The sequence below is a fragment of the Pseudomonas sp. LBUM1673 genome (assembly GCF_059695645.1).
The window spans coordinates 6,745,845-6,769,872 of sequence record NZ_CP166780.1; the positions used below are offsets into that span (position 1 = coordinate 6,745,845).

Annotated in this window: 21 protein-coding genes; 7 read left to right on the forward strand and 14 right to left on the reverse strand. The window is 58.3% G+C overall.

What is annotated here, in order from left to right; all coding sequences use genetic code 11:
* The first annotated feature begins 247 nt into the window (after positions 1–247).
* From ACA044_RS30845 to ACA044_RS30875, 7 genes are all read left to right on the forward strand, one after another.
* Positions 248–1,480: an NRAMP family divalent metal transporter gene (locus ACA044_RS30845; protein ID WP_497444597.1), complete on the forward strand. Its 1,233-nt coding sequence runs from the start codon at positions 248–250 to the stop codon at positions 1,478–1,480.
* Positions 1,481–1,508: 28 nt separating this feature from the next.
* Positions 1,509–2,279, forward strand: a complete 771-nt coding sequence (locus ACA044_RS30850) for a LamB/YcsF family protein (RefSeq protein ID WP_497444598.1) — start codon at positions 1,509–1,511, stop codon at positions 2,277–2,279.
* Positions 2,276–3,082, forward strand: coding sequence for a putative hydro-lyase (locus tag ACA044_RS30855; protein WP_497444599.1), 807 nt, complete (start codon positions 2,276–2,278; stop codon positions 3,080–3,082). Before ACA044_RS30850 ends, ACA044_RS30855 begins: the two co-directional genes overlap by 4 nt.
* Positions 3,083–3,091: 9 nt before the next feature.
* On the forward strand, positions 3,092–4,711 hold the full coding sequence (locus tag ACA044_RS30860) for a 5-oxoprolinase subunit B/C family protein (protein WP_497444600.1): 1,620 nt from the start codon (positions 3,092–3,094) through the stop codon (positions 4,709–4,711).
* Positions 4,708–6,447 carry an acetyl/propionyl/methylcrotonyl-CoA carboxylase subunit alpha gene (locus ACA044_RS30865; protein ID WP_497444601.1) on the forward strand — a complete coding sequence of 580 codons (1,740 nt, stop codon included), beginning with the start codon at positions 4,708–4,710 and terminating at the stop codon, positions 6,445–6,447. The genes ACA044_RS30860 and ACA044_RS30865 overlap by 4 nt, the downstream gene beginning before the upstream one ends.
* A gap of 153 nt (positions 6,448–6,600) precedes the next feature.
* Positions 6,601–7,842, forward strand: a complete 1,242-nt coding sequence (locus ACA044_RS30870; RefSeq protein ID WP_497444602.1) for an OprD family porin — start codon at positions 6,601–6,603, stop codon at positions 7,840–7,842.
* 306 nt (positions 7,843–8,148) lie between these two features.
* Positions 8,149–10,032, forward strand: coding sequence for a methyl-accepting chemotaxis protein (locus tag ACA044_RS30875; protein WP_497444603.1), 1,884 nt, complete (start codon positions 8,149–8,151; stop codon positions 10,030–10,032).
* A 749-nt stretch (positions 10,033–10,781) separates the two neighbouring features.
* On the opposite strand, the gene glmS is transcribed toward ACA044_RS30875, so the two are convergent.
* The 14 genes from glmS to ACA044_RS30945 form a co-directional block, all read right to left on the reverse strand.
* Complete coding sequence (gene glmS / locus ACA044_RS30880) at positions 10,782–12,614, reverse strand: glutamine--fructose-6-phosphate transaminase (isomerizing) (protein WP_497444604.1); 1,833 nt, start codon at positions 12,612–12,614, stop codon at positions 10,782–10,784.
* 1 nt (position 12,615) lies between these two features.
* Positions 12,616–13,392: a DeoR/GlpR family DNA-binding transcription regulator gene (locus tag ACA044_RS30885; RefSeq protein WP_497444605.1), complete on the reverse strand. Its 777-nt coding sequence runs from the start codon at positions 13,390–13,392 to the stop codon at positions 12,616–12,618.
* 201 nt (positions 13,393–13,593) lie between these two features.
* On the reverse strand, positions 13,594–14,961 hold the full coding sequence (gene glmU, locus ACA044_RS30890; RefSeq protein WP_497444606.1) for a bifunctional UDP-N-acetylglucosamine diphosphorylase/glucosamine-1-phosphate N-acetyltransferase GlmU: 1,368 nt from the start codon (positions 14,959–14,961) through the stop codon (positions 13,594–13,596).
* 118 nt (positions 14,962–15,079) lie between these two features.
* On the reverse strand, positions 15,080–15,505 hold the full coding sequence (locus tag ACA044_RS30895) for a F0F1 ATP synthase subunit epsilon (RefSeq protein ID WP_010465460.1): 426 nt from the start codon (positions 15,503–15,505) through the stop codon (positions 15,080–15,082).
* A gap of 45 nt (positions 15,506–15,550) precedes the next feature.
* Positions 15,551–16,930: a F0F1 ATP synthase subunit beta gene (gene atpD / locus ACA044_RS30900; protein ID WP_150630634.1), complete on the reverse strand. Its 1,380-nt coding sequence runs from the start codon at positions 16,928–16,930 to the stop codon at positions 15,551–15,553.
* Between the two features lie 27 nt (positions 16,931–16,957).
* On the reverse strand, positions 16,958–17,818 hold the full coding sequence (gene atpG / locus ACA044_RS30905) for a F0F1 ATP synthase subunit gamma (protein ID WP_007934344.1): 861 nt from the start codon (positions 17,816–17,818) through the stop codon (positions 16,958–16,960).
* A gap of 50 nt (positions 17,819–17,868) precedes the next feature.
* Positions 17,869–19,413: a F0F1 ATP synthase subunit alpha gene (atpA, locus tag ACA044_RS30910; protein ID WP_008007884.1), complete on the reverse strand. Its 1,545-nt coding sequence runs from the start codon at positions 19,411–19,413 to the stop codon at positions 17,869–17,871.
* A gap of 21 nt (positions 19,414–19,434) precedes the next feature.
* Positions 19,435–19,971: a F0F1 ATP synthase subunit delta gene (locus tag ACA044_RS30915; protein WP_054594854.1), complete on the reverse strand. Its 537-nt coding sequence runs from the start codon at positions 19,969–19,971 to the stop codon at positions 19,435–19,437.
* 12 nt (positions 19,972–19,983) lie between these two features.
* Positions 19,984–20,454: a F0F1 ATP synthase subunit B gene (locus tag ACA044_RS30920; protein WP_008073637.1), complete on the reverse strand. Its 471-nt coding sequence runs from the start codon at positions 20,452–20,454 to the stop codon at positions 19,984–19,986.
* Positions 20,455–20,511: 57 nt separating this feature from the next.
* The gene (atpE, locus tag ACA044_RS30925; protein ID WP_002555987.1) at positions 20,512–20,769 is read right to left on the reverse strand and encodes a F0F1 ATP synthase subunit C; all 258 of its coding nucleotides are present in this window, start codon (positions 20,767–20,769) and stop codon (positions 20,512–20,514) included.
* A 133-nt stretch (positions 20,770–20,902) separates the two neighbouring features.
* Entirely contained in the window at positions 20,903–21,772 is an 870-nt protein-coding gene (gene atpB, locus ACA044_RS30930) for a F0F1 ATP synthase subunit A (protein WP_258618470.1), read from the reverse strand.
* 16 nt (positions 21,773–21,788) lie between these two features.
* Positions 21,789–22,196, reverse strand: coding sequence for a F0F1 ATP synthase subunit I (locus ACA044_RS30935; RefSeq protein WP_497444607.1), 408 nt, complete (start codon positions 22,194–22,196; stop codon positions 21,789–21,791).
* A gap of 148 nt (positions 22,197–22,344) precedes the next feature.
* Positions 22,345–23,217 (reverse strand): ParB/RepB/Spo0J family partition protein, encoded by an 873-nt coding sequence (locus tag ACA044_RS30940; RefSeq protein WP_305424387.1) that lies wholly within the window; start codon positions 23,215–23,217, stop codon positions 22,345–22,347.
* Positions 23,218–23,226: 9 nt separating this feature from the next.
* Positions 23,227–24,024 (reverse strand): ParA family protein, encoded by a 798-nt coding sequence (locus ACA044_RS30945; protein ID WP_497444608.1) that lies wholly within the window; start codon positions 24,022–24,024, stop codon positions 23,227–23,229.
* Positions 24,025–24,028 lie beyond the last annotated feature (4 nt).

The window sequence follows — 24,028 nt, forward strand, 5'->3', positions numbered from 1 at the left end:
CAAGGTGAGAAAAACCGCTCCATTATTCCATCAGAGCTTAGTGCATGGCACAAGGACGAAGCGTGTAGCGTGCTTCATTAAGTAGCACTTTTATACGATGAGGTAACAATTTGGTGCCAATAGCTCAATCAGAATAATAGGATTGTTCAACAACAAAGCCTTAATCCACCTACAGTACATGGGGATTGCTTGATTCTTGGCATGCTCATTGCTCAGTCAAGATATCTCTCACCGTAGGAATGATGCCGTGACACAGACCACTCAAGATTTTACAAAGGCGCGGCGCGCTTCTTTGATCGCCGCGATTTTCATGATGGCGACTTCTGCCATCGGTCCTGGATTCATCACCCAGACCGCCACGTTCACGGCCAAGATGGGTGCGGCATTTGCGTTCGGTATCCTGGCGTCGATTCTGATCGACTTCGTGGTTCAACTTAACGTCTGGCGTATCGTCTCCCTGACCCGAATGCGTGCCGCAGACGTGGCCAACAAAGCGATTCCAGGCAGTGGTTACCTGCTAGCGGTGCTGGTGATCTTCGGCGGGCTGGTATTCAACGTCGGCAACATCGCCGGTGCCGGGCTGGGTCTGAACGCACTGATGGGGCTTGATGCAAAATGGGGCGGCGGTCTAAGCGCCCTGCTGGCCATCGGCATCTTCCTCTCCCACCGCGCCGGATTGGCCGTCGACCGGCTGATCGTCGTGCTGGGTCTGGTGATGATTGGCCTGACACTGTTCGTGGCCTTTGCCTCTAACCCGCCACTGGGTGAAGCCCTCTACCAGACCGTACTTCCGGACCAGATCAACTTCGCCACCATTACCACCATTGTCGGAGGCACGGTCGGCGGTTACATCACATATGCGGGGGCTCACAAACTGCTGGACCGCGGTACTACCGGGGTAGAAAATCTCCAGGCAGTGACCAAAGCAGCCCTGAGCGGCATCATGGTCACCGGCCTCATGCGCTACATCCTGTTTCTCGCCATCCTCGGCGTTGTTGCCAGCGGCGTAGTCATCGACACCTCGGGTCAGGGCGCCAATCCGGCCGCACAAGCCTTCCAGGCAGCGGCCGGGCAGATCGGCCTGCGCGTCTTCGGTCTCATCCTCTGGGCCGCCAGCATCACCAGCGTGATCGGCGCCGCTTACACCTCCATTTCCTTTATCACCGTGTTCAAGCCGAACATCACTGAGCAGGGTCGCAACCGCGCCACAACAGTGTTCATTGCCGTATCGCTGCTGATCTTTGTACTGATGGGTACTGCTCCTGCCGCACTGCTGCTCTTCGCGGGCGGTTTCAACGGCCTGATACTGCCAATCGGCCTGAGCATCTTTATCTACGTCGGCTGGCGCCGGTCCGACCTCATGGGCGGTTACCATTACCCACGCTGGCTGCTGGTGCTGGGCGCCCTGACCTGCCTGCTGACTTGGTACATGGCAATCAAATCCGTTGGGCCGATATTCGCCTTCCTCAACGTCGCCTGAGCCCGATAACGAAAAAGGAGTCACGTGAATGCCAACGATAGATATCAACAGCGACCTAGGCGAAAGCTTTGGCGCCTGGAGCATGGGCGACGATGCCGCCATGCTCGATGTGGTGACCAGCGCCAATGTCGCCTGTGGTTTTCACGCCGGCGACCCGGCTGGCATCCTGCGGACACTGAAAGCCGCAGCAGCAAAAAACGTCACCATTGGCGCCCATGTCGCCTACCCGGACAAGGTCGGCTTCGGTCGACGGAACATGGACCTGGCCAGCGATGAACTGACCGCCGACGTGATTTACCAGATCGGCGCGCTTCAAGGCCTGGCCAAGGCCGCGGGCACCTCGGTGCGCTATGTGAAGCCCCACGGCGCCCTGTACAACACCATTGCCCACGACCGTCGCCAGGCGCTGGCGGTGATCGCAGCCATCCGCGCCATCGACCCCACGCTGATACTGGTGGCTTTGGCCGGCTCGGAGCTGATTGAGTTGGCGCGTAACGAGGGCTTGCAGTGTGTCGCGGAGGCCTTCGCCGACCGTGCCTATACACCGCAAGGCACCCTGGTTTCGCGACGCGAGCCGGGGGCCGTGCTGCACGATCCCCAGATAGTGGCCCAACGCATGCTCCGCCTGGTTGAAGACGGCACCATCGAAGCCATTGATGGCAGTCGAACCCGAATCCAGGCTGACTCAATCTGTGTTCATGGCGACAGCCCCGCTGCCGTAGAAATGGCTCGCGAACTGCGCCGAGTCCTAGAGCACGCCAACCTGTCCCTGCTGCCTTTTGCTGGAGATCGTCCATGAATGCTCTCGCCCGCGCCCGCCAGGCGGCCATTGCCGCTGCCCAAGAAGCACGCAAAACCTACCGTGGCGGACTGGTAACCCCCACGGCCGGTATTGCCCCGGGCATGACCCAGGCCAACCTGATCGCCTTGCCGCGCGAATGGGCCTACGACTTTCTGCTGTACGCCCAGCGCAATCCGAAAGCTTGTCCGATCCTCGACGTCAGCGATGCGGGCAGTCCGAGGACACTGCTGGCTGAAGGCGCAGACCTACGTACCGACATCCCCCTGTATCGCATCTGGCGGGACGGAAAAATGGTCGAGGAAGTCAGCGACGCAACCCAAGCCTGGGCTGAGCACGACGATATGGTGGCGTTTTTGATTGGTTGCAGCTTTACCTTTGAAACCGCCTTGCAAGAAGCGGGCATCGAAGTGCGGCATATCGCAGATGGCTGCAACGTCCCCATGTACCGTACCAACCGCGCCTGCCGTCCGGCGGGACGCCTACAGGGTGAAATGGTCGTGTCCATGCGCCCGATCCCGCCCGATCGCGTGGCAGAGGCCAGTGGAATCTCCGGGCGCTATCCCTCCGTCCACGGCGCTCCGGTGCACATCGGCGAGCCCGCGCTGCTGGGCATCCAGGACCTGAACCGCCCCGACTTTGGCGACGCCGTGCGCATCGAACCGGGCGAGATCCCGGTGTTCTGGGCCTGCGGTGTGACGCCCCAGGCGGCCGTCGTGGCCTCGGGCGTGCCCTTCGCCATCACCCATTCGCCCGGCCACATGTTCATTACCGATGTGCCTGACAGCACCTACCACGTCTAGGAGTCTCCCGTGCGCTTTCTACCGGTCAACCTGGACACCCTGCTCGTCGAGTTGAACGACCTCGACGAGACCTTGGCCTTGTTCGACGCCCTGATGGCGGAGCCTATTGCGGGCGTGGAAGAAATTGTTCCTGCCGCGCGAACGCTGCTGATCCAATTTCGCCCCAGCGCCATCGAGCGCCAGGCGCTGGTCGACCGTATCGCCGGCCGGGACCTGAGCCAGCGCCGCGAGGGCGAGCAGCGCCGGGTGGAAATCCCGGTGCACTACAACGGCGAAGACCTCGACGAGGTCGCCACGCTGCTGAGGATCAGCCGCAACCAAGTGATAGAGCGCCACACCGCCCATGACTACAGCGTGGCCTTTTGTGGTTTCGCGCCGGGTTTTGCCTACCTCACTGGCGGCGCCGGTTTCCAGGTGCCGCGCCGGCAAAACCCACGCACCCGCATACCGGCGGGCGCCGTGGCCCTGGCCGGGGATTTCAGCGGCGTCTATCCGCAAGCCAGCCCAGGTGGCTGGCAGATCATCGGCGTAACGCCATTGCAAATGTGGGACCTGAACCGCGCTGAACCGGCGCTACTGCGCCCCGGCTACAAAGTGCGCTTTACCGATGCCGGACCTCTCCCCGCCAGCGGCTTGCCTGCCCCCAACCCGCCTGCATGCGCCGCCGTATCCAGCGGCCCCTACTTGGAAATCATCACCCCCGGATTGCACAGCGTATTGCAGGATATGGGGCGTCCCGGCCAGACCGGCCTGGGTGTCTCCAGGTCCGGCGCACTGGACTTCGGTGCCCTGCGGGCGGCCAACCGCGCGGTCGGCAACCGCTCGGACATGGCCTGTGTGGAATCGGTACTCGGCGGCCTGAGCTTTGTTTGCCATGGCCGCGCCGTGATAGCGATCACTGGCGCACACACCCCGGTCACCATCACTAACGCCAGCGGCCTGCAATGGCCGGCCAGCAACTACCAGCCCATCGAGCTGGACGTGGGTGACCGTGTCAGCCTGGGTTCACCCCTTGCAGGGCTGCGCAGCTACCTGGCGATTCGCGGTGGCTTTGAAGTCACGCCGGTGCTCGGCAGCCTGTCCACAGACACTCTGGCCCAGGTCGGCCCTCCGGCGCTCGCCGTCGGCGACCGACTGGGCTTTACCACACTGACCACGGGCACCAGTGTATCGCTGAACGAAGCCCCGGCCTTTGAACTGCCGACGGCGGCCAACATCGTCACCCTTGACGTGGTCATGGGGCCGCGCACCGACTGGTTTACCGAAGACGCCATCCAGCGCCTGAGCAGCCAGCTCTGGCGCGTCACCTCACAGTCCAACCGGGTGGGCATTCGCCTGGCCGGTGACACGCCGCTGACGCGCAGCAATCACCAGGAGCTGCCCAGCGAAGGCACTTCCGTCGGCGCCATCCAGGTACCGGCCAGCGGCCAACCCGTGCTGTTCTTGGCCGACCACCCATTGACCGGCGGTTATCCGGTGATCGCTGCGGTGGCCAGCCACCATCTGGACCTGGCTGGGCAGATACCGATCAATGCGCAGATTCGCTTCAAACCTCTGAACGGATTCAACGAAATCCAACCCAGCACAGACGCCTCTTTTTCAACTGCCGATGCGAAGAAAACCCCATGAAAAAATTACTGATCGCCAACCGTGGTGAAATTGCCGTACGCATCGCCCGCGCCTGCCGCGACTACGGTGTGCAGTCTGTCGCGGTGTATGCCGACGCCGACATCGACGCCCTGCATGTGCGCCAGGCCGACGAAGCCTTTTCTCTGAACGGCCAACGCCCGGCAGAGACCTACCTGGATATCGAAAAGCTCCTCGCCATCGCCAAACGCAGCGGCGCCGACGCCGTGCACCCAGGCTATGGCTTTCTGTCTGAGCGAGCCGACTTCGCCCGCGCGGTGATCAACGCCGGGCTTATCTGGGTCGGCCCCAACCCAGAGACCATCGATGTGCTGGGGGACAAGGTCGAAGCGCGAAAACTGGCCCAGCAGGTCGGTGCGCCCCTGGTAGCCGGCACGCCTGGACCTGTCGAAAGCGCCGCCGAAGTGCTGGCCTTTGCCGAGCAGCACGGCCTGCCGATTGCCATCAAGGCCGCCTTCGGTGGTGGTGGACGCGGCATGAAAGTCGCCTGGCGCCTGGACGAGGTCGCCGAGCTGTTCGCCTCGGCCGTGCGCGAAGCTGAAGCAGCCTTCGGTCGTGGCGAATGTTTCGTAGAGCAGTTCCTCGACCGCCCTCGGCACATTGAAGCGCAGATACTGGCCGACAAACACGGCAAGGTGGTGGTGGTCGGTACGCGTGACTGCTCGCTGCAACGACGCAATCAGAAGCTGGTGGAAGAGGCGCCCGCACCGTTTATCAACGACACACAACGCCAACGCATTCATCAGTCGGCCCACGATATTTGTGCCAAAGCCGGCTACGTCGGCGCCGGCACGGTGGAGTTCCTGCTCAGTCAGGATGGCACGCTGTCGTTTCTCGAGGTCAACACGCGCTTGCAAGTCGAGCACCCGGTGACCGAAGAAACCACCGGCGTCGACCTGGTGATTGAACAGCTACGCATCGCCGACGGTTTCCCGTTGTCGTTCAGCGAAACGCCGACTCCGCGCGGCCACAGCTTTGAATTTCGCATCAACGCCGAAGACGCGGGCAAGGGCTTTTTGCCGACCCCCGGACAAATCACCGAGTTCCAGCCACCCTCTGGCCCGGGCGTGCGCCTGGACAGCGGCGTGACCAGTGGTTCAAGCGTGCCCAGCACCTTCGATTCGATGATGGCCAAGCTGATCGTCAGCGGCGCCACCCGCGAACAGGCTATCGCCCGCGCCCGCCGCGCTCTGGCTGAATTCAACATCGAGGGCATCGCCTCGGTGCTGCCCTTCCACCGTGCCGTGATGGACCATGCCGACTTCACCGGAGCTGACCGATTCGCCGTGCACACCCGCTGGATCGAAACAGACTTCGCCGAACAAATCACCATCGCTCCGCGCAGCGCCGTGTCGGCCGACCCTGAGGTGCTGCGCACGTTCGTCGAGATCGACGGCAAGCGCCATGAACTGGGCCTGCCTGCCGCGCTGTTGCGGGGCGTCAGCCTGAGTGCAGCGGGCCCCGCCAGCGAAAACATGGCCCCCATCGAGGTCGCTGATCCACAGGCGGTACTGACCCCCGTGGCGGGGAATCTGCATACCTGGGTCGTCGGGGACGGCGAATCGGTGAGCACCGGGCAAGTGATCGCGGTGGTAGAAGCGATGAAAATGGAAACATCGATCCTGGCCCCCTGTGCGGGCGAAGTTCATATTGCCAAACAGGCAGGTGCCTACTTCGAAGCCGGTTCCATGATCGGCCGTATCAAAACAGCTAATTGATTTAAACGCTTTTCTTTTCGCAGACGGTACGCGCAACGGGCTAATAACCCGGTTGCCGCGTGCTGCCCGCAGAAATCTGTAGATGTAAATTTACACTCAAAATAACGATAAAACTCAACCAATAAATCTGCCGTTATCTGGAGCATAAAGAGCATGTTGATCAAAAAGACTTTCGCTATTGCGGGTACTTGCGCGTTGGTTTTCCCATTCACGGCATCTGCAGATTTTATTGCCGACAGCAAGGCTAGCGTGGAACTGCGCAACTTCTACTTCAACCGTGACTTTCGTAACGGGCCGCCCACCGCCGAGCGTGATGCAGCCGCAGAGTGGGCGCAGGGCGCCATGTTGCGATTCGAGTCGGGTTATACCACAGGGACTCTGGGCCTGGGCGTCGACGCCGTCGGCATGCTCGGCCTCAAGCTTGATGGCGGCGATGGCTCTGGTGGTACGGGCCTGTTGCCAGCTGACCTGAGTTCAAAGAACGGCCGCGGTTCACAGGACGAGTATTCAAAACTTGAGCTGACGGCCAAGGCCAAGGTGTCGGAAACCGTTCTAAAGGTGGGCTCACTCGCCTTCCGTACACCCGTAGTCTCGAGTAATGACTCGCGCCTGTTGCCGGCCACTTTCGAAGGCGCACTGCTGAGCTCAAAGGACATCGATAAGTTAGTGTTGCAAGGCGGCAAACTGGAGCAAATCAAGTTCAACAGCTCCTCAAACTATGAGGACTTCACGGGCAACCGCATCGGCGGCGTCAGCGATGACTTTCGCTTTGCCGGCGGCACCTACAGTTTCAACAAGGCCCTGAGCACCAGCCTGTACTACGGCAACCTGGAAAACGTCTATCGGCAGTTCTTTGGCGGCGTGGTCTACGAGATCCCCCTCGCCGCGCAACAGTCGCTGAAGTTCGACCTGCGCTATTCGAAAAGCACCGACGACGGCAACTTCCGCCCACTCGATAACCGGGCGGCGAACGGCCTGGTGTCCTACACCCTGGGCTCCAACGTATTCACCGCTGCCTATCAGCGCATGAGCGGTGACGACCCCTTCCCGTACATTGCCAATAGCGACCCCTACCTGGTCAACTTCGTCCAGATCAATGACTTTGCCAACACTCAGGAACGCTCCTGGCAGCTGCGCTATGACTATAACTTCGCCGCGCTGGGCATCCCTGGGCTGACGTTCATGAGTCGTTATGTCCAGGGTGACAACGCGTTAGTCGCCGGCAGCAACACCGGTAAAGAGTGGGAGCGCGACACCGACATTGGTTATGTCATACAGACGGGTTCGCTGAAAAATCTCGGCCTGAAAGTCAGAAACGCAACCGTCAGGTCAAACTTTGGTAATGATCTGGATGAAACCCGCCTGATCCTTAGTTACACCTTGGCATTGTGGTAACAGCGAAACGCTCAGGTAACTTTCAGCCATAACCTGTATTTGGCCCTTTAAAACTTTATCAATCAATAACGCAAGGCAAGGTGTTTCGTACGCCTTGAAGTTAGCTGCAGCAGGGACTTTTTTATCCTGACCCCATATTTTGGCAGGCGCTGCAAAGCAAACTTCGGACAATTAATAGCTCCGGTTTATACAAGGCGGCAATTGCGCTCTTAAATAACAAGGCCCCGGGGCTGATAACCCAGCCCCGGAATCCCTCAGCCGCAACCGTGATACATGGTTTACCGATTTATACCTGGAGAATGAGCGATGGGACATCTCAAATTTAATCAGAAGATATTGCTGATCGCCTCCTTGGTGATCATGGCGGTGTTTTGCGCGTTTTCCGTGTTGAATGACTTTCGCCTTCGTGAAGACAGTTCGCAGAAAATCGAACAAAACACACGCGCCCTCGCCGCCTCCATGGCACATGACATCCAGAGCTGGCTGGACGGCCGGCTGATTTTAATGAAGAGCGTCGCCGAATTTATCGGGCAGAACCCTACGGCAGAAAACGTCCTGGCCAAGTTACAAAACCAAGTGCTTATGGAGCAGTTCATTGCCACGTATGCCGGCACCCGTGACGGCAAATTTCAGATCTATCCGCCACGGGAAATGCCTGCGGACTACGACGCCCGACAGCGCCAGTGGTACAAGGACGCCATCGCCAACGGTGCGGCGATGACCGAGCCCTACGTGGGCGCGGGGATCGATTACAGGATCATCACCCAGGCAGTCGTTATCCCTTCCGGGCAGCAAACACTCGGGGTTCTGGGCGCCAGTCTGAAAATCGAGACGATCTCGCAAACACTCAATGCCCAGGCGTTCGATGGCAACGGCTACGCCTTTCTGGTGAGCAAGGAGGGCAAGATACTGGTTCACCCTGACCAGGCGCTGATTGGTAAAACCCTGGCCGATCTGTTTCCGGGCAACACCTTGATGCTGAACGATCGGCTGGTCGAAGCCGCGTCGGTTGATGGCATGAAATTCACCCTGTTCTCTGCGGTCAAGGGCCTGCCCTCGCAGGATTGGTACATCGGTATCGTCCTCGACAAACAAGCGGCCCTGGCCAGTGTCTCCGCGTTCCGCAATTCCGCGATCATCGCGACGATTGTTGCCGGCCTGGCCACGTTGCTGCTGCTCGGGCTGCTGATTCGCGTGCTGATGAGGCCCCTGCATTCGATCAGCCACGCGATGGAAGATATTGCCCAGGGCGACGGCGATTTGACCCGTAGATTGTCGATCTTGTCGAAGGACGAATTCGGGCAACTGGCCATTAGCTTCAATCGCTTCGGCGATCGGATCCACGCCTCTATCACCGAGGTATCGTCGACGACGAATGCTTTGGGTGAAGCCACGCGCCGGGTGCTATCGGCGTCCAATTCCTCGGTGGAGAAATCGGAACACCAATCGGGTTACACCACCAGTGTGGCTGCCGCGATCGAAGAGCTGGGCGCGGCGGCGCAGGAGATCGCTTCAAGCGCCTCGGCAGCGTCCAAAGGTGCTTCCAGCGCCAGGTTACAGATCGAGTCGACCTGCGACCTGGTGGAGAATACGGTCACGGCCATGAGCCGCCTGCAGGAAAATATCGAACTGACCCGCTCGCAGATCGAAGACCTCAACGCCAAAACCGTCAACATCGGAAAAGTCCTGGAGGTCATTTCGACTATTTCCGGAAAGACCAATCTGCTGGCCCTGAATGCGGCTATCGAGGCGGCCAGAGCCGGAGAGGCGGGACGCGGCTTTGCCGTCGTGGCGGACGAAGTCAGAAGCCTTGCCCATCATACCCAGAACGCCACCGAAGAAATTCGCCAGGTAATCGAAGCGTTACAGGCCGGCGCCACCCAGGCTTCCCGAACCATGCTTCACAGCAATGAAATCGGCAGCCAAAGCGTGCTCGTCGCGAAACAGGCTGGGGCCAGCCTTGTAAAAGTAGTCTCAAGGATCGGTGAGATTGATGAGATGTGCCTTACAGTCGCTGCCGCGACTGAAGAGCAAACAACAGCCGTCGATCAACTGACCAAGGATGTGCATGAGATCAGCCAGTTGAATCGCCAGACCACTGACAATCTTAGCGCTACCCTCAGAGCCTGTGCAGAGTTGGATTCCGAAGCTGGGCGACTCAGAAATGTGGTCGATACTTTCAAGTTGTAGGCGTATTAGTTAAAAGCGAACAATCTGTGCTGGCCCCGGCCTGATTTGATCGCCAGAGTGGTGGGACTCACTTCCGCCACTTTTCACCAAGGCCATGGCCTGCCTGAGTAAGTAAAACTTCGAATCCTGACAACGGGACTCACTGTCAGCCCATGGTTAGGTAACTGTCCCATCATGCTGTGTGATCCGCGCCAGCCAATGCAGAGATTTTGCCGCAGACCAGACTAGGTCTACCGTCAGGAACTGCCACAGGCTTCATCGGCTACCTCGCTATTGAGGCACATCAAGCCACTGCGCGGTCTTTCACCGTTTAAATCTCTGCCAACCACAGAAGAAGCGGCAACCTGCTTCATTAAATGCCTCACTCGTAAGCCCCGAGGACATTACCATCCCCTCAAGCACCTCGTGTGATGGTGCAGTAAACGATTAAAACCATAACAACCTTTCCCGTTAAGAACTGAAGCTATAGCTTTAACATCCGCCGCCCCAATGGAATACTTTGAAAACTGTTCGAATAGTTCCACATGTGGCTGTTTCCAGCCCACGTATATACTTCTTTCAACGTACGAACGTAGTGATTCTTCATTTTGTATTTGGAGCAGCATATCAGGGCACAGGAGGGAACGATTTGACGGCACTGGCTGACCGGGTCAAGCGCAGGCAGGCATGAGGCTTGGAGACCCTGCGGGTCTCCAAGCTGCGACAGTTTTTATTACTTGAGACCACAGGCCGATCAGCCTGTGGATAACTCACTCTACGGTGACCGACTTCGCCAGGTTGCGCGGCTGGTCGACGTCGGTGCCCTTCAACACCGCCACGTAGTACGACAACAACTGCAACGGAATGGTGTAGAGGATCGGCGACAGGATGTCGTGGATATGCGGCATCTGGACGACATGAGTGCCTTCACCATTGGTCATGCCGGCCTGCTCGTCGGCGAAGACGATCAGCTCACCGCCACGGGCGCGGACTTCCTGAAGGTTGGACTTCAGCTTCTCCAGCAACTCGTTGTTCGGCGCCACAGTGACCACCGGCATGTCGTTATCCACAAGCGCCAATGGGCCATGTTTCAGTTCGCCCGCCGGATAGGCTTCCGCGTGGATGTAGGAGATCTCCTTGAGCTTGAGAGCGCCTTCCATCGCCACCGGGAACTGCGCGCCGCGGCCAAGGAACAACGTGTGGTTCTTCTCGGCGAACAGCTCGGCGATTTTCTCCACGGTGCTGTCCATGGCCAGGGCTTCGCCCAAGCGGGTCGGCAGGCGACGCAGTTCTTCGACCAGTGTGGCTTCGACACCTTCGGCCAACGTACCGCGAACCTGACCCAGAGACAGGGTCAACAACAGCAGGCCAACCAATTGAGTGGTGAAGGCTTTGGTCGAGGCGACGCCGATTTCGCGACCGGCCTGGGTCAGCAGCGTCAGGTCCGATTCACGCACCAGGGAGCTGATGCCAACGTTGCAGATTGCCAGGCTGGAAAGGAAACCCAGCTCTTTGGCATTGCGCAGGGCGGCCAAAGTGTCGGCGGTTTCACCTGACTGGGAGATGCTCACGAACAGGGTGTCGGGCTGCACGACCACCTTGCGGTAGCGGAATTCGCTGGCAACTTCGACCTGACACGGAATGCCGGCCAGTTCTTCGAGCCAGTAACGAGCAACCATGCCGGCGTGATAGCTGGTGCCACAGGCGACGATCTGTACATTGCGCACCTTGGCAAACAGCTCGGCAGCTTGTGGACCGAACGCCTGGACCAGCACCTGATCGTGGCTCAGGCGACCTTCCAGGGTGCGTTGCACCACGGCCGGCTGCTCGTGAATCTCCTTGAGCATGTAATGCCGGAATTCGCCTTTGTCAGCGGCTTCGGCACCGTCACGATACTGAACGCTTTCACGCTCGACGAGTTCGCCGTTGATGTCCCAGATCTGCACGCTGTCGCGGCGAATTTCGGCGATGTCGCCTTCTTCCAGGTACATGAAGCGGTCGGTGACCTGGCGCAGGGCCAACTGGTCGGAAGCCAGGAAGTTTTCACCCAGGCCCAGACCGATCACCAGCGGGCTGCCACTGCGGGCCGCCACCAGGCGATCAGGTTGGCGGGCGCTGATCACGGCCAGACCGTAAGCACCGTGCAGCTCTTTGACGGTCGCTTTCAGGGCCGCAGTCAGGTCGGGCTGCTCATTGAGTTTTTCGTTCAGCAAATGCGCGATGACTTCAGTGTCAGTGTCCGACGTGAACTCGTGGCCCAGAGCCTTGAGTTGCTCGCGCAGGGCTTCATGGTTCTCGATGATGCCGTTGTGCACCACCGCCAGATCACCTGAAAAATGCGGGTGAGCGTTGCGTTCGCACGGCGCGCCGTGGGTCGCCCAACGTGTGTGGGCGATGCCCAGACGGCCGACCAGAGGCTCTTGGGTCAGCGCCTGTTCCAGTTCGCTGACCTTGCCTGGACGACGCACGCGCAAGAGTTTTTCATCATTGGTGTACACCGCCACGCCGGCGCTGTCATAGCCCCGGTATTCCAGACGCTTGAGGCCTTCGAGCAGGATGGCGGTAATGTTACGTTCTGCGACTGCACCGACAATTCCACACATGCTAGTTCTCCTGACTGACAGCGGCGCAAATCAAATTGATGCCGCGGGCCTGAATCTGATCGCGTGCCGCAAGCGAAAGGCGATCATCGGTAATGAGGGTATGGACGCTGCTCCATGGCAGCTCCAGATTGGGAATTTTGCGACCGATCTTGTCGGCCTCGACCATCACGATCACTTCGCGGGCGACCTCAGCCATGACGCGGCTCAGGCCCAGCAACTCATTGAAGGTGGTGGTCCCGCGCACCAGATCGATGCCATCGGCACCGATAAATAACTGATCGAAGTCATATGAGCGTAGTACTTGCTCGGCCACCTGACCCTGGAAGGACTCGGAATGCGGGTCCCACGTACCTCCGGTCATCAACAGCACCGGCTCGTGCTCGAGTTCGCTCAAGGCGTTGGCAACATGCAGGGAGTTGGTCATCACCACCAGACCCGGTTGTTGGCCGAGTTCCGGGATCATTGCGGCGGTGGTACTGCCACTGTCGATGATGATCCGCGCATGCTCGCGAATTCGCGTGACGGCGGCGCGGGCAATGGCCTGCTTGTATTTGGAAACCGGTTGGCCGAGGTCGGCGACCAGCTCCTGAGGCATGGTGATCGCCCCGCCATAACGACGCAGCAACAGACCATTGCTCTCAAGCGCTGCAAGATCCTTGCGAATCGTAACTTCCGAGGTTTCGAAGTGCTTGGCCAGCTCGTCCACACTGACTTCCCCCTGCTCATTGAGCAAGGCGAGGATATTGTGGCGGCGTTGGGGCGTATTGCGTTTCGACATGGTCTGGTAAGTTTCGATTCGAAAGATAACGTAAGCAATCAAAACCTATCAGCGAAACTTCGTCAAGCCGGAACAAGAAAAATTATCTGTGGATAAAAGCATCGCGGGCAAACCTCGCTCCTCCGGACGGTGATATCCGTAGGAGCGAGGCTTGCCCGCGAAAGCGATCTCATGAGCGCCAAATCATGCGCTGTGGATAACTTAACTCTTCTTGATCTTCTCCGGCCGTTTCCAGCCATCGATGTTTTTCTGCCGAGCGCGACCAACGGCTAACTGAGCCTTATCCACATTCTGGGTAATGGTCGAACCCGCCGCCGTGGTCGCACCCGCTGAGATATCCACAGGCGCCACCAACGAGTTGTTGGAACCGATGAACACATCTTCACCCAATACGGTTTTCCACTTGTTGGCGCCGTCGTAGTTACAGGTAATGGTGCCCGCGCCGATGTTGGTGCGCGCACCGATCTCGGCGTCGCCCAGATACGTCAAGTGCCCGGCCTTGGCGCCCTCGCCCATGTGAGCGTTCTTCAGCTCGACGAAGTTACCCACATGCGCGCGAGCTTCCAGCACTGTGCCGGGACGCAAACGAGCGAATGGGCCAGCATCGCTGCCTTCGCCGAGGATCGCGCCTTCGATATGACTATTGGCCTTGATCACTACGCCTTTGCGCAGGGTGCTGTCCTTGATCACGCAGTTCGGACCGATCACTACGTCGTCCTCGATGACGACTTTGCCTTCGAGGATCACGTTGATGTCGATCAGCACGTCGCGACCGACGATGACCTCTCCACGCACATCGAAACGTGCCGGGTCGCGCAGGGTCACGCCCTGAGCCATCAAACGACGAGCAGCGCGCAGCTGATAGTGACGCTCAAGCTCGGCCAGTTGCTTGCGATCGTTGGCGCCCTGCACTTCCATGGTGTCATGGGGGTGTTCGGTAGCCACCACCAGACCATCACTGACCGCCATGGCGATCACGTCGGTCAGGTAGTACTCGCCTTGGGAATTGTTATTGGAGAGACGACTCACCCAATCACCCAGACGTTCGAAAGGTAGCGCCAGAATGCCGGTATTGCCCTCAGTGATCGCACGCTCGACGTCGTTGGTGTCTTTATGCTCGACGATGGCGGTAACTTTGCCGGCGGCATCGCGGACGATGCGGCCGTAACCAGTCGGGTCATCCAGCTCAACGGTCAACAGGCCCAGTTGCTGCGGTGCAGCCAGTTTGAGCAACCGTTGCAGGGTTTCGACTTCGATCAACGGTACGTCGCCATACAGAATCAGCACGGTGTCGGACTTAATGAACGGCACAGCCTGGGCCACCGCATGTCCGGTACCCAGCTGTTGATCCTGCAGGACGAAATTCAGGTCATCGGCCGCCAGACGCTCGCGCACCGCTTCGGCACCATGGCCGATCACCACATGGATACGTTGCGGATCAAGTTGCCGGGCCGTGTGGATAACATGGCCAAGCATTGAGTTACCGGCAACCGGGTGCAGAACTTTCGGCAAAGCCGAACGCATGCGCGTGCCTTGGCCGGCAGCGAGGATAACGATTTCAAGAGACATGACAGGCTACTAATCCTGGGAGGTCAGCGGCTGCGACCGGGTGATGAAAGTCAGAAAAGAAAAAAGGGTAGCCGAGGCTACCCTTTTTAATCAATCACACAATAAGTCGACGGCCGAATTAATGGCCGAACTTCTTGCGGATCTGCTGGACGGTGCGCAGCTGAGCTGCAGCCTCGGCCAGACGTGCGGCAGCAGAACCGTAATCGAATTCCGCGCCTCGCTCATGCAAGGCCTTCTCGGCAGCCTTAACGGCTTCCTGAGCGGAGGCTTCGTCCAGGTCGGCAGCTCGTTGCACGGTGTCGGCAAGAACCTTGACCATGTTCGGCTGAACCTCGAGGAAACCGCCGGAGATGTAATACACCTCCTCTTCCCCGCCCTGCTTGATCAGTCGGATCGGGCCGGGCTTGAGATTAGTGATCAGCGGCGCGTGACCCAGAGCGATACCAAGATCACCCAGTGCACCGTGCGCAACCACCATCTCGACCAGGCCGGAGAAGATTTCCCCTTCCGCGCTGACGATATCGCAATGGACTGTCATAGCCATCTGATTGCCTCAACCTAAATTAGCGCCCGTTGCCGGGCGCCGGGATTACAGTTTCTTGGCTTTCTCGATCGCTTCTTCGATGCCGCCGACCATGTAGAACGCTTGTTCTGGCAGGTGGTCGTAGTCACCGTTGAGGATGCCTTTGAAGCCAGCAATGGTGTCTTTCAGGGAAACGTATTTACCCGAAGCACCGGTGAAGACTTCAGCCACGAAGAACGGCTGCGACAAGAAGCGCTGGATCTTACGAGCACGGTTTACCAACTGTTTGTCGGTTTCCGACAGCTCGTCCATACCCAGGATCGCAATGATGTCCTTCAGTTCTTTGTAACGCTGCAGAACATACTGTACGCCGCGAGCGGTGTCGTAGTGGTCCTGGCCGATCACGTTCGGGTCCAGCTGACGCGAAGTCGAGTCGAGTGGATCGACCGCTGGGTAGATACCCAGGGAAGCGATGTCACGGGACAGAACGACGGTAGCGTCCAAGTGGGCGAAAGTGGTCGCTGGCGACGGGTCAGTCAAGTCATCCGCAGGTACGTATACCGCCTGGATCGAGGTGATCGAACCGTTTTTGGTCGAAGTGATGCGCTCTTGCAGAGTACCCATCTCTTCGGCCAGGGTCGGCTGGTAACCTACTGCAGAAGGCATACGGCCCAGCAGCGCGGATACTTCAGTACCGGCCAGGGTGTAACGATAGATGTTGTCGACGAACAGCAGAACGTCGTTACCTTCGTCACGGAACTTCTCGGCCATGGTCAGGCCAGTCAGTGCTACGCGCAGACGGTTACCCGGCGGCTCGTTCATCTGACCGTAAACCAGTGCCACTTTGTCCAGAACGTTGGAATCCTTCATCTCGTGGTAGAAGTCGTTACCCTCACGAGTACGCTCACCCACACCGGCGAACACGGAATAACCGCTGTGCTCGATGGCGATGTTACGGATCAGTTCCATCATGTTTACGGTTTTGCCTACACCGGCACCACCGAACAGACCGACTTTACCGCCCTTGGCGAACGGGCAAACCAGGTCGATAACCTTGATGCCGGTTTCCAGCAGGTCGTTGCCGCCAGCCTGTTCAGCGAAGGTTGGCGCAGGACGGTGAATGCCCCAGCGCTCTTCGGTGTCGATCGGGCCAGCTTCGTCGATCGGGTTGCCCAGTACGTCCATGATCCGGCCCAGAGTCGCTTTACCGACCGGTACGGAGATGGCTGCGCCAGAGTCGGTGACTTCCAGACCGCGCTTCAAGCCCTCGGTGGAACCCATTGCAATGGTACGAACCACGCCGTCGCCCAGCTGCTGCTGAACTTCGAGAGTGGTGCCTGCATCGCTTTTTACACTCAAAGCGTTGTAGATGCTCGGTACGCTGTCGCGTGGGAATTCCACGTCGATAACGGCGCCGATGATTTGAACGATACGTCCGCTACTCATAGCTGGATCCTCTGAATATTTGAACCGTTAAACCGCGGCAGCGCCGCCGACGATTTCCGAGATCTCTTGGGTGATCGCAGCCTGACGCGCCTTGTTGTAGACCAGCTGCAAATCGCTGATCAAATCACCGGCGTTGTCGGTAGCGTTCTTCATCGCGATCATCCGCGCAGCTTGTTCAGCCGCGTTGTTCTCGACCACCGCCTGGTAGACCTGCGACTCCACGTAACGGACCATCAAGCCGTCAAGCAGCTCTTTGGCGTCCGGTTCGTACAGATAATCCCAGTGGTGCTTGAGTTCTTGATCCGGGGTTGCCACCAGTGGAATCAACTGCTCCACGGTAGGCTGTTGCGTCATGGTGTTGATGAACTTGTTGGACACCACGGACAGGCGGTCAATACGGCCGTCCAGGTAGGCATCCAGCATCACCTTGACGCTGCCGATCAGATCATTGATCGACGGCTCTTCACCCAGGTGGCTGATAGCTGCAACGACGTTACCGCCGAAGTTGCGGAAGAAAGCCGCACCCTTGCTACCAACGACACACAGATCAATCTCGACGCCGTTTTCGCGGTTTACCGCCATGTCCTTGACCAGAGCCTTGAACAGGTTGGTGTTCAAACCACCACACAGACCACGGTCACTGCTCACCACGACGTAACCGACGCGCTTTACTTCACGGTCGATCATGAAAGGGTGGCGATATTCCGGGTTGGCGTTGGCCAGATGGCCAATAACCTGGCGGATGCGCTCCGCGTAAGGACGGCTAGCAGCCATGCGCATTTGTGCCTTGCGCATTTTGCTGACCGCCACTTTTTCCATGGCGCTGGTAATCTTTTGCGTGCTTTTGATGCTCGCAATCTTACTGCGAATCTCTTTTGCGCCTGCCATGTAACACCTATCAGGTTAGCAAGCGGGAGCCTTGCGGCTCCCGCTGCGGCTTACCAGGTTTGGGTGGCCTTGAACTTCTCGATACCGGCTTTCATGCCAGCGTCGATTTCGTCATTGAAGTCACCCTTCACGTTGATCTTCGCCATCAAATCGGCGTGATCGCGGTTGAAGAAAGCAATCAGCGCTTGTTCAAAGCTGCCGATCTTGGCGATTTCGACGTCAGTCAGGAACCCACGCTCAGCGGCATACAGCGACAGCGCCATGTCAGCGATCGACATTGGTGCGTATTGCTTCTGCTTCATCAGCTCGGTAACGCGCTGACCATGCTCAAGTTGCTTACGGGTCGCTTCGTCCAGGTCAGAAGCGAACTGGGCGAATGCCGCCAGTTCACGGTACTGAGCCAGAGCGGTACGGATACCACCGGACAGCTTCTTGATGATCTTGGTCTGAGCGGCACCACCCACACGGGATACCGAAACACCGGCGTTCACAGCAGGACGGATCCCGGAGTTGAACATGGCCGATTCCAGGAAGATCTGACCGTCGGTGATGGAAATCACGTTGGTCGGAACGAACGCGGAAACGTCGCCAGCCTGGGTTTCGATGATCGGCAGTGCGGTCAGGGAACCGGTTTTACCGGTCACTGCGCCGTTGGTGAACTTCTCTACGTACTCTTCCGAAACGCGGGATGCGCGCTCCAGCAGACGGGAGTGGAGATAGAACACGTCGCCTGGGTAAGCTTCACGGCCTGGTGGACGGCGCAGCAGCAGGGAAATCTGGCGGTAAGCCACTGCTTGCTTGGACAGATCGTCATAAACGATCAGCGCGTCTTCACCGCGGTCGCGGAAGAATTCACCCATGGTGCAACCGGAGTACGGAGCCAGGAACTGCAGTGCTGCAGATTCCGAAGCGCTCGCCGCCACGACGATGGTGTTAGCCAGTGCGCCGTTTTCTTCCAGCTTGCGAACAACGTTGGCGATGGTCGATTGCTTCTGACCGATTGCTACGTAGACGCAGAAAATGCCGCTGTCTTTCTGGTTGATGATCGCGTCGATCGCCAGAGCGGTTTTACCGATCTGACGGTCACCGATGATCAGCTCACGCTGGCCACGGCCGACAGGGATCATGGCATCGACAGCCTTGTAGCCAGTCTGTACAGGCTGGTCTACCGACTTACGCCAGATCACGCCTGGAGCAACTTTCTCGACCGCATCGGTCTCGGTGTTGTTCAGCGGACCTTTGCCGTCAACTGGGTTACCCAGTGCGTCGACTACGCGACCCAGCAGTTCCTTACCAACCGGAACTTCGAGGATGCGGCCAGTGCACTTGGCGCTCATGCCTTCAGCCAGAGACTGGTAGGAGCCCAATACAACGGCACCTACAGAGTCTTGCTCCAGGTTGAGAGCCATACCGAAGACACCGCCCGGAAACTCGATCATCTCGCCGTACATGACGTCGGCCAGACCGTGAATCCGCACGATACCGTCAGATACGCTGACGACAGTGCCTTCGTTACGGGCTTGGGAGGTCACATCGAGCTTGTCGATGCGGCCCTTGATAATTTCACTTATTTCGGAAGGATTGAGTTGCTGCATTGCTCTGCTGCCCCTTCAAACTCAAGATTTCAATGCTTCGGCAAGGTTCGCGAGTTTGCCGCGAACCGAGCCATCGATAACCAGGTCGCCGGCGCGGATGACAATGCCCCCAATCAGGGATTTGTCTTCCTCGACTTGCAGGCGCACTTCCCGGTTGAGTCGTGCACTGAGAACCTTGGCGAGTTTGTCTTGCTGTTCTTGGTTCAATGCAAAAGCACTGGTCACTTCAACGTCTACCGACTTCTCTTGTTCAGCCTTGTACAGGTCGAACAGAGCGGATATCTCCGGCAAAAGCGGGAGACGGTCGTTTTCGGCAACGACGTTAATGAAGTTCTGTGCCTTGGCATCAAACTTGTCGCCGCACACGTCAATAAACGTGGCGGCCTTGTCTGCGCTCGTCAGTCGCGGGGCCTTGAGCACGCGCTGCATGGTGTCGTCTTGCGACACTGCTGCAGCCAGGCCGAGCATGGCTGACCAAGAGGCCAGTTGCTGGTGGGCCTGGGCGTGCTCGAAGGCTGCCTTAGCGTAAGGTCGGGCCAACGTGGTCAATTCTGCCATGATCGCCCTCGCTTAAATTTCAGCAGCCAGTTTGTTTACCAGCTCCGCGTGCGCGTTTTGATCGATTGTGGCACCCAGGATCTTCTCGGCGCCGCCGACAGCCAGTGCACCCAGTTGGGCACGCAGCGCGTCTTTGACACTGTTCAGTTCCTGCTCGATCTCGGCCTGAGCCTGAACCTTCACACGGTCAGCGTCGAGACGGGCTTTTTCAACAGCCTCGTCAACGATCTGATTACCGCGTTTCTTGGCTTGCTCAATGATTTCAGCTGCCTGAGCTTTCGCTTCGCGCAGTTGCTGACCCACTTTCTCATGGGCCAACTCCAGGTCGCGAGCTGCTCGGCTGGCAGCGTCCAGTCCATCCGCGATCTTCTTCTGACGTTCGTGCAAAGCCGCGATGACCGGAGGCCACACGAACTTCATGCAAAACAGTACAAAAATGAAGAACGCAACGGACTGGCCAATCAGGGTTGCATTAATGTTCACGCCAACACCTCGCTCGTTCGTTGCACATCACACCAATCAACTCGAAGGTTCGAGTGATTAGCCAGCGAGTTGACCAACGAATGGGTTCGCAAAGGTGAAGAACAGAGCGATACCAACACCGATCATGGTTACGGCGTCGAGCAGACCGGCAACGATGAACATTTTAACTTGCAGCATTGGAACCATTTCTGGCTGACGCGCTGCGCCTTCCAGGAACTTGCCGCCCAACAGGCCGAAACCAATTGCGGTACCCAGTGCGCCCAGGCCGATCAACAGTGCAACAGCGATAGCGGTTAGACCAACTACAGTTTCCATCTTTCCTCCCGACTTTTACGTCGTATGGTTTAGGTTTTTTAGATTTTAAAGCGGTAAAACAAATCGTTTCATAGCCCTGTTCGGGCACCCTCTCGTTTGACCGAGAGGGACATCAGACTAGTCGAGACTGGTCTTAATGGTTCTCTTCGTGCGCCATCGACAGGTAGACGATGGTCAGCATCATGAAGATAAACGCCTGCAGGGTGATGATCAGGATGTGGAACACAGCCCACGCCCACTGCAGAACTACGCCCAGGCCGCTAAGCCAGAGCAGACCGCTGCCGAACATCACAGCAATCAGAATGAAGACCAGCTCGCCGGCGTACATGTTGCCGAACAGACGCAGTGCCAGGGAGATTGGCTTGGCCACCAGCGTCACGAACTCCAGCAGGAAGTTCACCGGAATCAGCAGGGCTTGAACGAAGATGTTCTTGCTGCCGAACGGGTGCAGGGTCAGTTCGCCAATGAAGCCGCTGATGCCCTTGACCTTGATGCTGTAGAAAATGATCAACGCGAATACCGACAGGGACATACCCAGGGTCGCATTCGGGTCAGTGGTAGGAACGGCACGGAAGACCAGATGCGGGTCGCCGGAAATGATGGCAGCCAGCTTCGGAATCCAGTCAACCGGTACCAGGTCGACGGCGTTCATCAGGAACACCCAGACAAAAATCGTCAGGGCCAATGGCGCGATCAATGGATTACGGCCGTGGAAAGTATCTTTCACGCTGCCGTCGACGAACTCGATCAGAACCTCGACGAAGTTCTGCAGGGCGCCAGGCTGACCGGAAGTCGCCTTCTTTGCCGCCATGCGGAAAAGAAGAACGAAAATCAGACCCAACGCGACCGACCAGCCGAGAGTATCGACGTGGAAAGCCCAGAAGCCCATTTCTTTGGCTTCTGCTGCGGTGTGGGCAAAACCCCACCCGCCAGTTGGGTGCTGACCGAAGGTCAGGTTCTGCAAGTGGTGCTGGATATAGCCCGAAGCGGTTGTCTCTGCCATGGTTGCCTCAAACGCCCTAAGGTCTCGAAAGTCTTGTTCTCATTAGCAGGGGAGCGAACCAGCTAACCAGTTGGGTCAGCACGAAGACGCCGAATACTGCTAACGGCGCCAATGGCTTCACACCTGCAAACGTCAATGCAAACAGCACTGCCGTCAAAATCAGTTTGCCCGCCTCGCCGGCATAAAAAGACCGGACGATGGCTTGAGCTGCTCGGGCGCCGGAAAACCGAAATGCCCTGTGAGCGAAATAAATATTGGGAAGCAAGGCTATCAGGCCTCCGCAGAGTCCTGAGTACCCGGCAACGACTCCATGCCATTGCCAGAGCGCCAAAGCGCCAATCAGCAAAACGACAAATTGAGCCATTAACACCGGAAAAACTGCCAGGCGATGGAACGGCAAGCGGTCTGGCGTGCGGTTTTCCATCTCTTTTGCTCCCCAATGGTCGGCTGCCAGAATTCAATAACCTGGCATAATTTGTGCCGACAAAATGCGCGCAGAGTATAGGGGCGGTTCTGCCCCTATTCAACTGTCAGGTAGTGATTTCCGACTTCACGCTACATGAGGAATTGTTTCAGCGGATGTGTGCAAGCACACCTTGAAGCTCATCAAGAGAGTTGTAGCCGATCACCAGCTGCCCCTTACCCTTCTTTCCGTGGCGGATCTGCACCGCAGAGCCTAGGCGCTCGGCCAGGCGCTGCTCGAGTCGGGCAATATCCGGGTCCGGTTTTGCAGGTTCCACAGGCTCCGGTTTGCCACTCAACCACTGGCGAACCAGTGCTTCAGTCTGGCGCACAGTCAGCCCCCGTGCGACAACGTGTCGCGCCCCTTCAACTTGTTGATTTTCCGGCAAACCGAGCAAGGCACGGGCATGACCCATTTCCAGGTCGCCGTGAGACAGCATGGTTTTGATGACTTCCGGCAGCGCAATCAGACGCAACAGGTTGGCGACGGTGACGCGGGACTTACCCACAGCCTCGGCCACTTGTTGCTGAGTCAGCTGGAATTCCTGCTGCAAACGCTGCAAGGCCACCGCTTCTTCGATCGGATTGAGGTCTTCGCGCTGAATGTTCTCGATCAGCGCCATGGCGATGGCGGTTTCATCCGGCACATCGCGAACCATCGCCGGGATGGTTTCCTGGCCAGCCTGCTGGCTGGCACGCCAGCGGCGTTCACCGGCGATGATTTCGAAGCGCCCGCTGCCGATTGGGCGAACCACGATCGGCTGCATCACGCCCTGGGCCCTGATCGATTGCGCCAGCTCCTCCAGCGCTTGAGGATCCATGTCCCGACGCGGCTGGTACTTGCCACGCTGGATCAGGTCCAGGGGCAGGTGCTGCAGCTCACGCTGATCGGCTTGTACCGCTTGCTCTTCCAGCGAGCTGACAGTCGGACCACTCAGAAGTGCATCCAGTCCACGTCCGAGACCTCGTTTCTTGACGGCCATGGGGATTCCTTAAGTTGCCTGGACAGCGGCGGTGCGTGAGTTTTTGCGCTGACGGCGAACCATCTCGCCAGCCAATGCCAGATAGGCAATCGCGCCCCGCGATGATTTGTCGTACGCCAGCGCCGGCATGCCATAGCTTGGCGCTTCGGCCAGGCGGATGTTGCGCGGAATCACGGTGTCGTAGAGCTGATCGCCGAAGTGTTCCTTGAGCTGCGCCGATACGTCGTTCATCAGGCTCAGGCGCGGGTCGTACATGGTCCGCAACAGGCCTTCGACTTTCAGGTTCGGGTTCAGCAGTTCGGCAATGCGCTTGATGTTATCCACAAGGTCGCTCAACCCTTCCAGCGCGAAGTACTCGCACTGCATGGGGATAATTACCCCATCGGCGGCAACCAGCGCGTTGAGCGTCAGCATCGACAGCGACGGCGGGCAGTCGATCAAAATGTAATCGTAGTTTTCACGGATCGGTGCCAGCGCACTGCGCAGACGGCTTTCCTTCATCTGCATTTCCAGCAGAACGACTTCGGCCGCGGTCAGGTCGCGGTTGGCCGGCAGCAGCTGGTAACCGCCATGCTCGGAGTAGTGCATGGCCTGGGCCAGATCGCATTCGCCGATCAGCAGGTCGTAGACCGAATTTTCCAGGCCGTGTTTATCCACACCGCTACCCATGGTGGCGTTGCCCTGTGGATCAAGATCGATCAACAGCACCCGGCGCTTGGTAGCGACCAGGGAAGCTGCGAGGTTGATGCAGGTGGTGGTCTTGCCCACACCACCCTTTTGGTTCGCTATCGCGAATACCTTAGCCATTCTT

Excerpts from the sequence above, each read along its gene's own strand:
- ACA044_RS30915 (WP_054594854.1), bottom strand. The coding sequence starts at position 19,971 with ATGGCAGAATTGACCACGTTGGCCCGACCTTACGCTAAGGCAGCCTTC.
- ACA044_RS30850 (WP_497444598.1), top strand. The coding sequence starts at position 1,509 with ATGCCAACGATAGATATCAACAGCGACCTAGGCGAAAGCTTTGGCGCC.
- atpG (WP_007934344.1), bottom strand. The coding sequence starts at position 17,818 with ATGGCAGGCGCAAAAGAGATTCGCAGTAAGATTGCGAGCATCAAAAGC.
- ACA044_RS30935 (WP_497444607.1), bottom strand. The coding sequence starts at position 22,196 with ATGGAAAACCGCACGCCAGACCGCTTGCCGTTCCATCGCCTGGCAGTT.
- atpB (WP_258618470.1), bottom strand. The coding sequence starts at position 21,772 with ATGGCAGAGACAACCGCTTCGGGCTATATCCAGCACCACTTGCAGAAC.
- ACA044_RS30870 (WP_497444602.1), top strand. The coding sequence starts at position 6,601 with ATGTTGATCAAAAAGACTTTCGCTATTGCGGGTACTTGCGCGTTGGTT.
- atpD (WP_150630634.1), bottom strand. The coding sequence starts at position 16,930 with ATGAGTAGCGGACGTATCGTTCAAATCATCGGCGCCGTTATCGACGTG.
- atpE (WP_002555987.1), bottom strand. The coding sequence starts at position 20,769 with ATGGAAACTGTAGTTGGTCTAACCGCTATCGCTGTTGCACTGTTGATC.
- ACA044_RS30885 (WP_497444605.1), bottom strand. The coding sequence starts at position 13,392 with ATGTCGAAACGCAATACGCCCCAACGCCGCCACAATATCCTCGCCTTG.
- atpA (WP_008007884.1), bottom strand. The coding sequence starts at position 19,413 with ATGCAGCAACTCAATCCTTCCGAAATAAGTGAAATTATCAAGGGCCGC.
- glmU (WP_497444606.1), bottom strand. The coding sequence starts at position 14,961 with ATGTCTCTTGAAATCGTTATCCTCGCTGCCGGCCAAGGCACGCGCATG.
- ACA044_RS30865 (WP_497444601.1), top strand. The coding sequence starts at position 4,708 with ATGAAAAAATTACTGATCGCCAACCGTGGTGAAATTGCCGTACGCATC.
- glmS (WP_497444604.1), bottom strand. The coding sequence starts at position 12,614 with ATGTGTGGAATTGTCGGTGCAGTCGCAGAACGTAACATTACCGCCATC.
- ACA044_RS30875 (WP_497444603.1), top strand. The coding sequence starts at position 8,149 with ATGGGACATCTCAAATTTAATCAGAAGATATTGCTGATCGCCTCCTTG.
- ACA044_RS30895 (WP_010465460.1), bottom strand. The coding sequence starts at position 15,505 with ATGGCTATGACAGTCCATTGCGATATCGTCAGCGCGGAAGGGGAAATC.
- ACA044_RS30945 (WP_497444608.1), bottom strand. The coding sequence starts at position 24,024 with ATGGCTAAGGTATTCGCGATAGCGAACCAAAAGGGTGGTGTGGGCAAG.
- ACA044_RS30855 (WP_497444599.1), top strand. The coding sequence starts at position 2,276 with ATGAATGCTCTCGCCCGCGCCCGCCAGGCGGCCATTGCCGCTGCCCAA.
- ACA044_RS30940 (WP_305424387.1), bottom strand. The coding sequence starts at position 23,217 with ATGGCCGTCAAGAAACGAGGTCTCGGACGTGGACTGGATGCACTTCTG.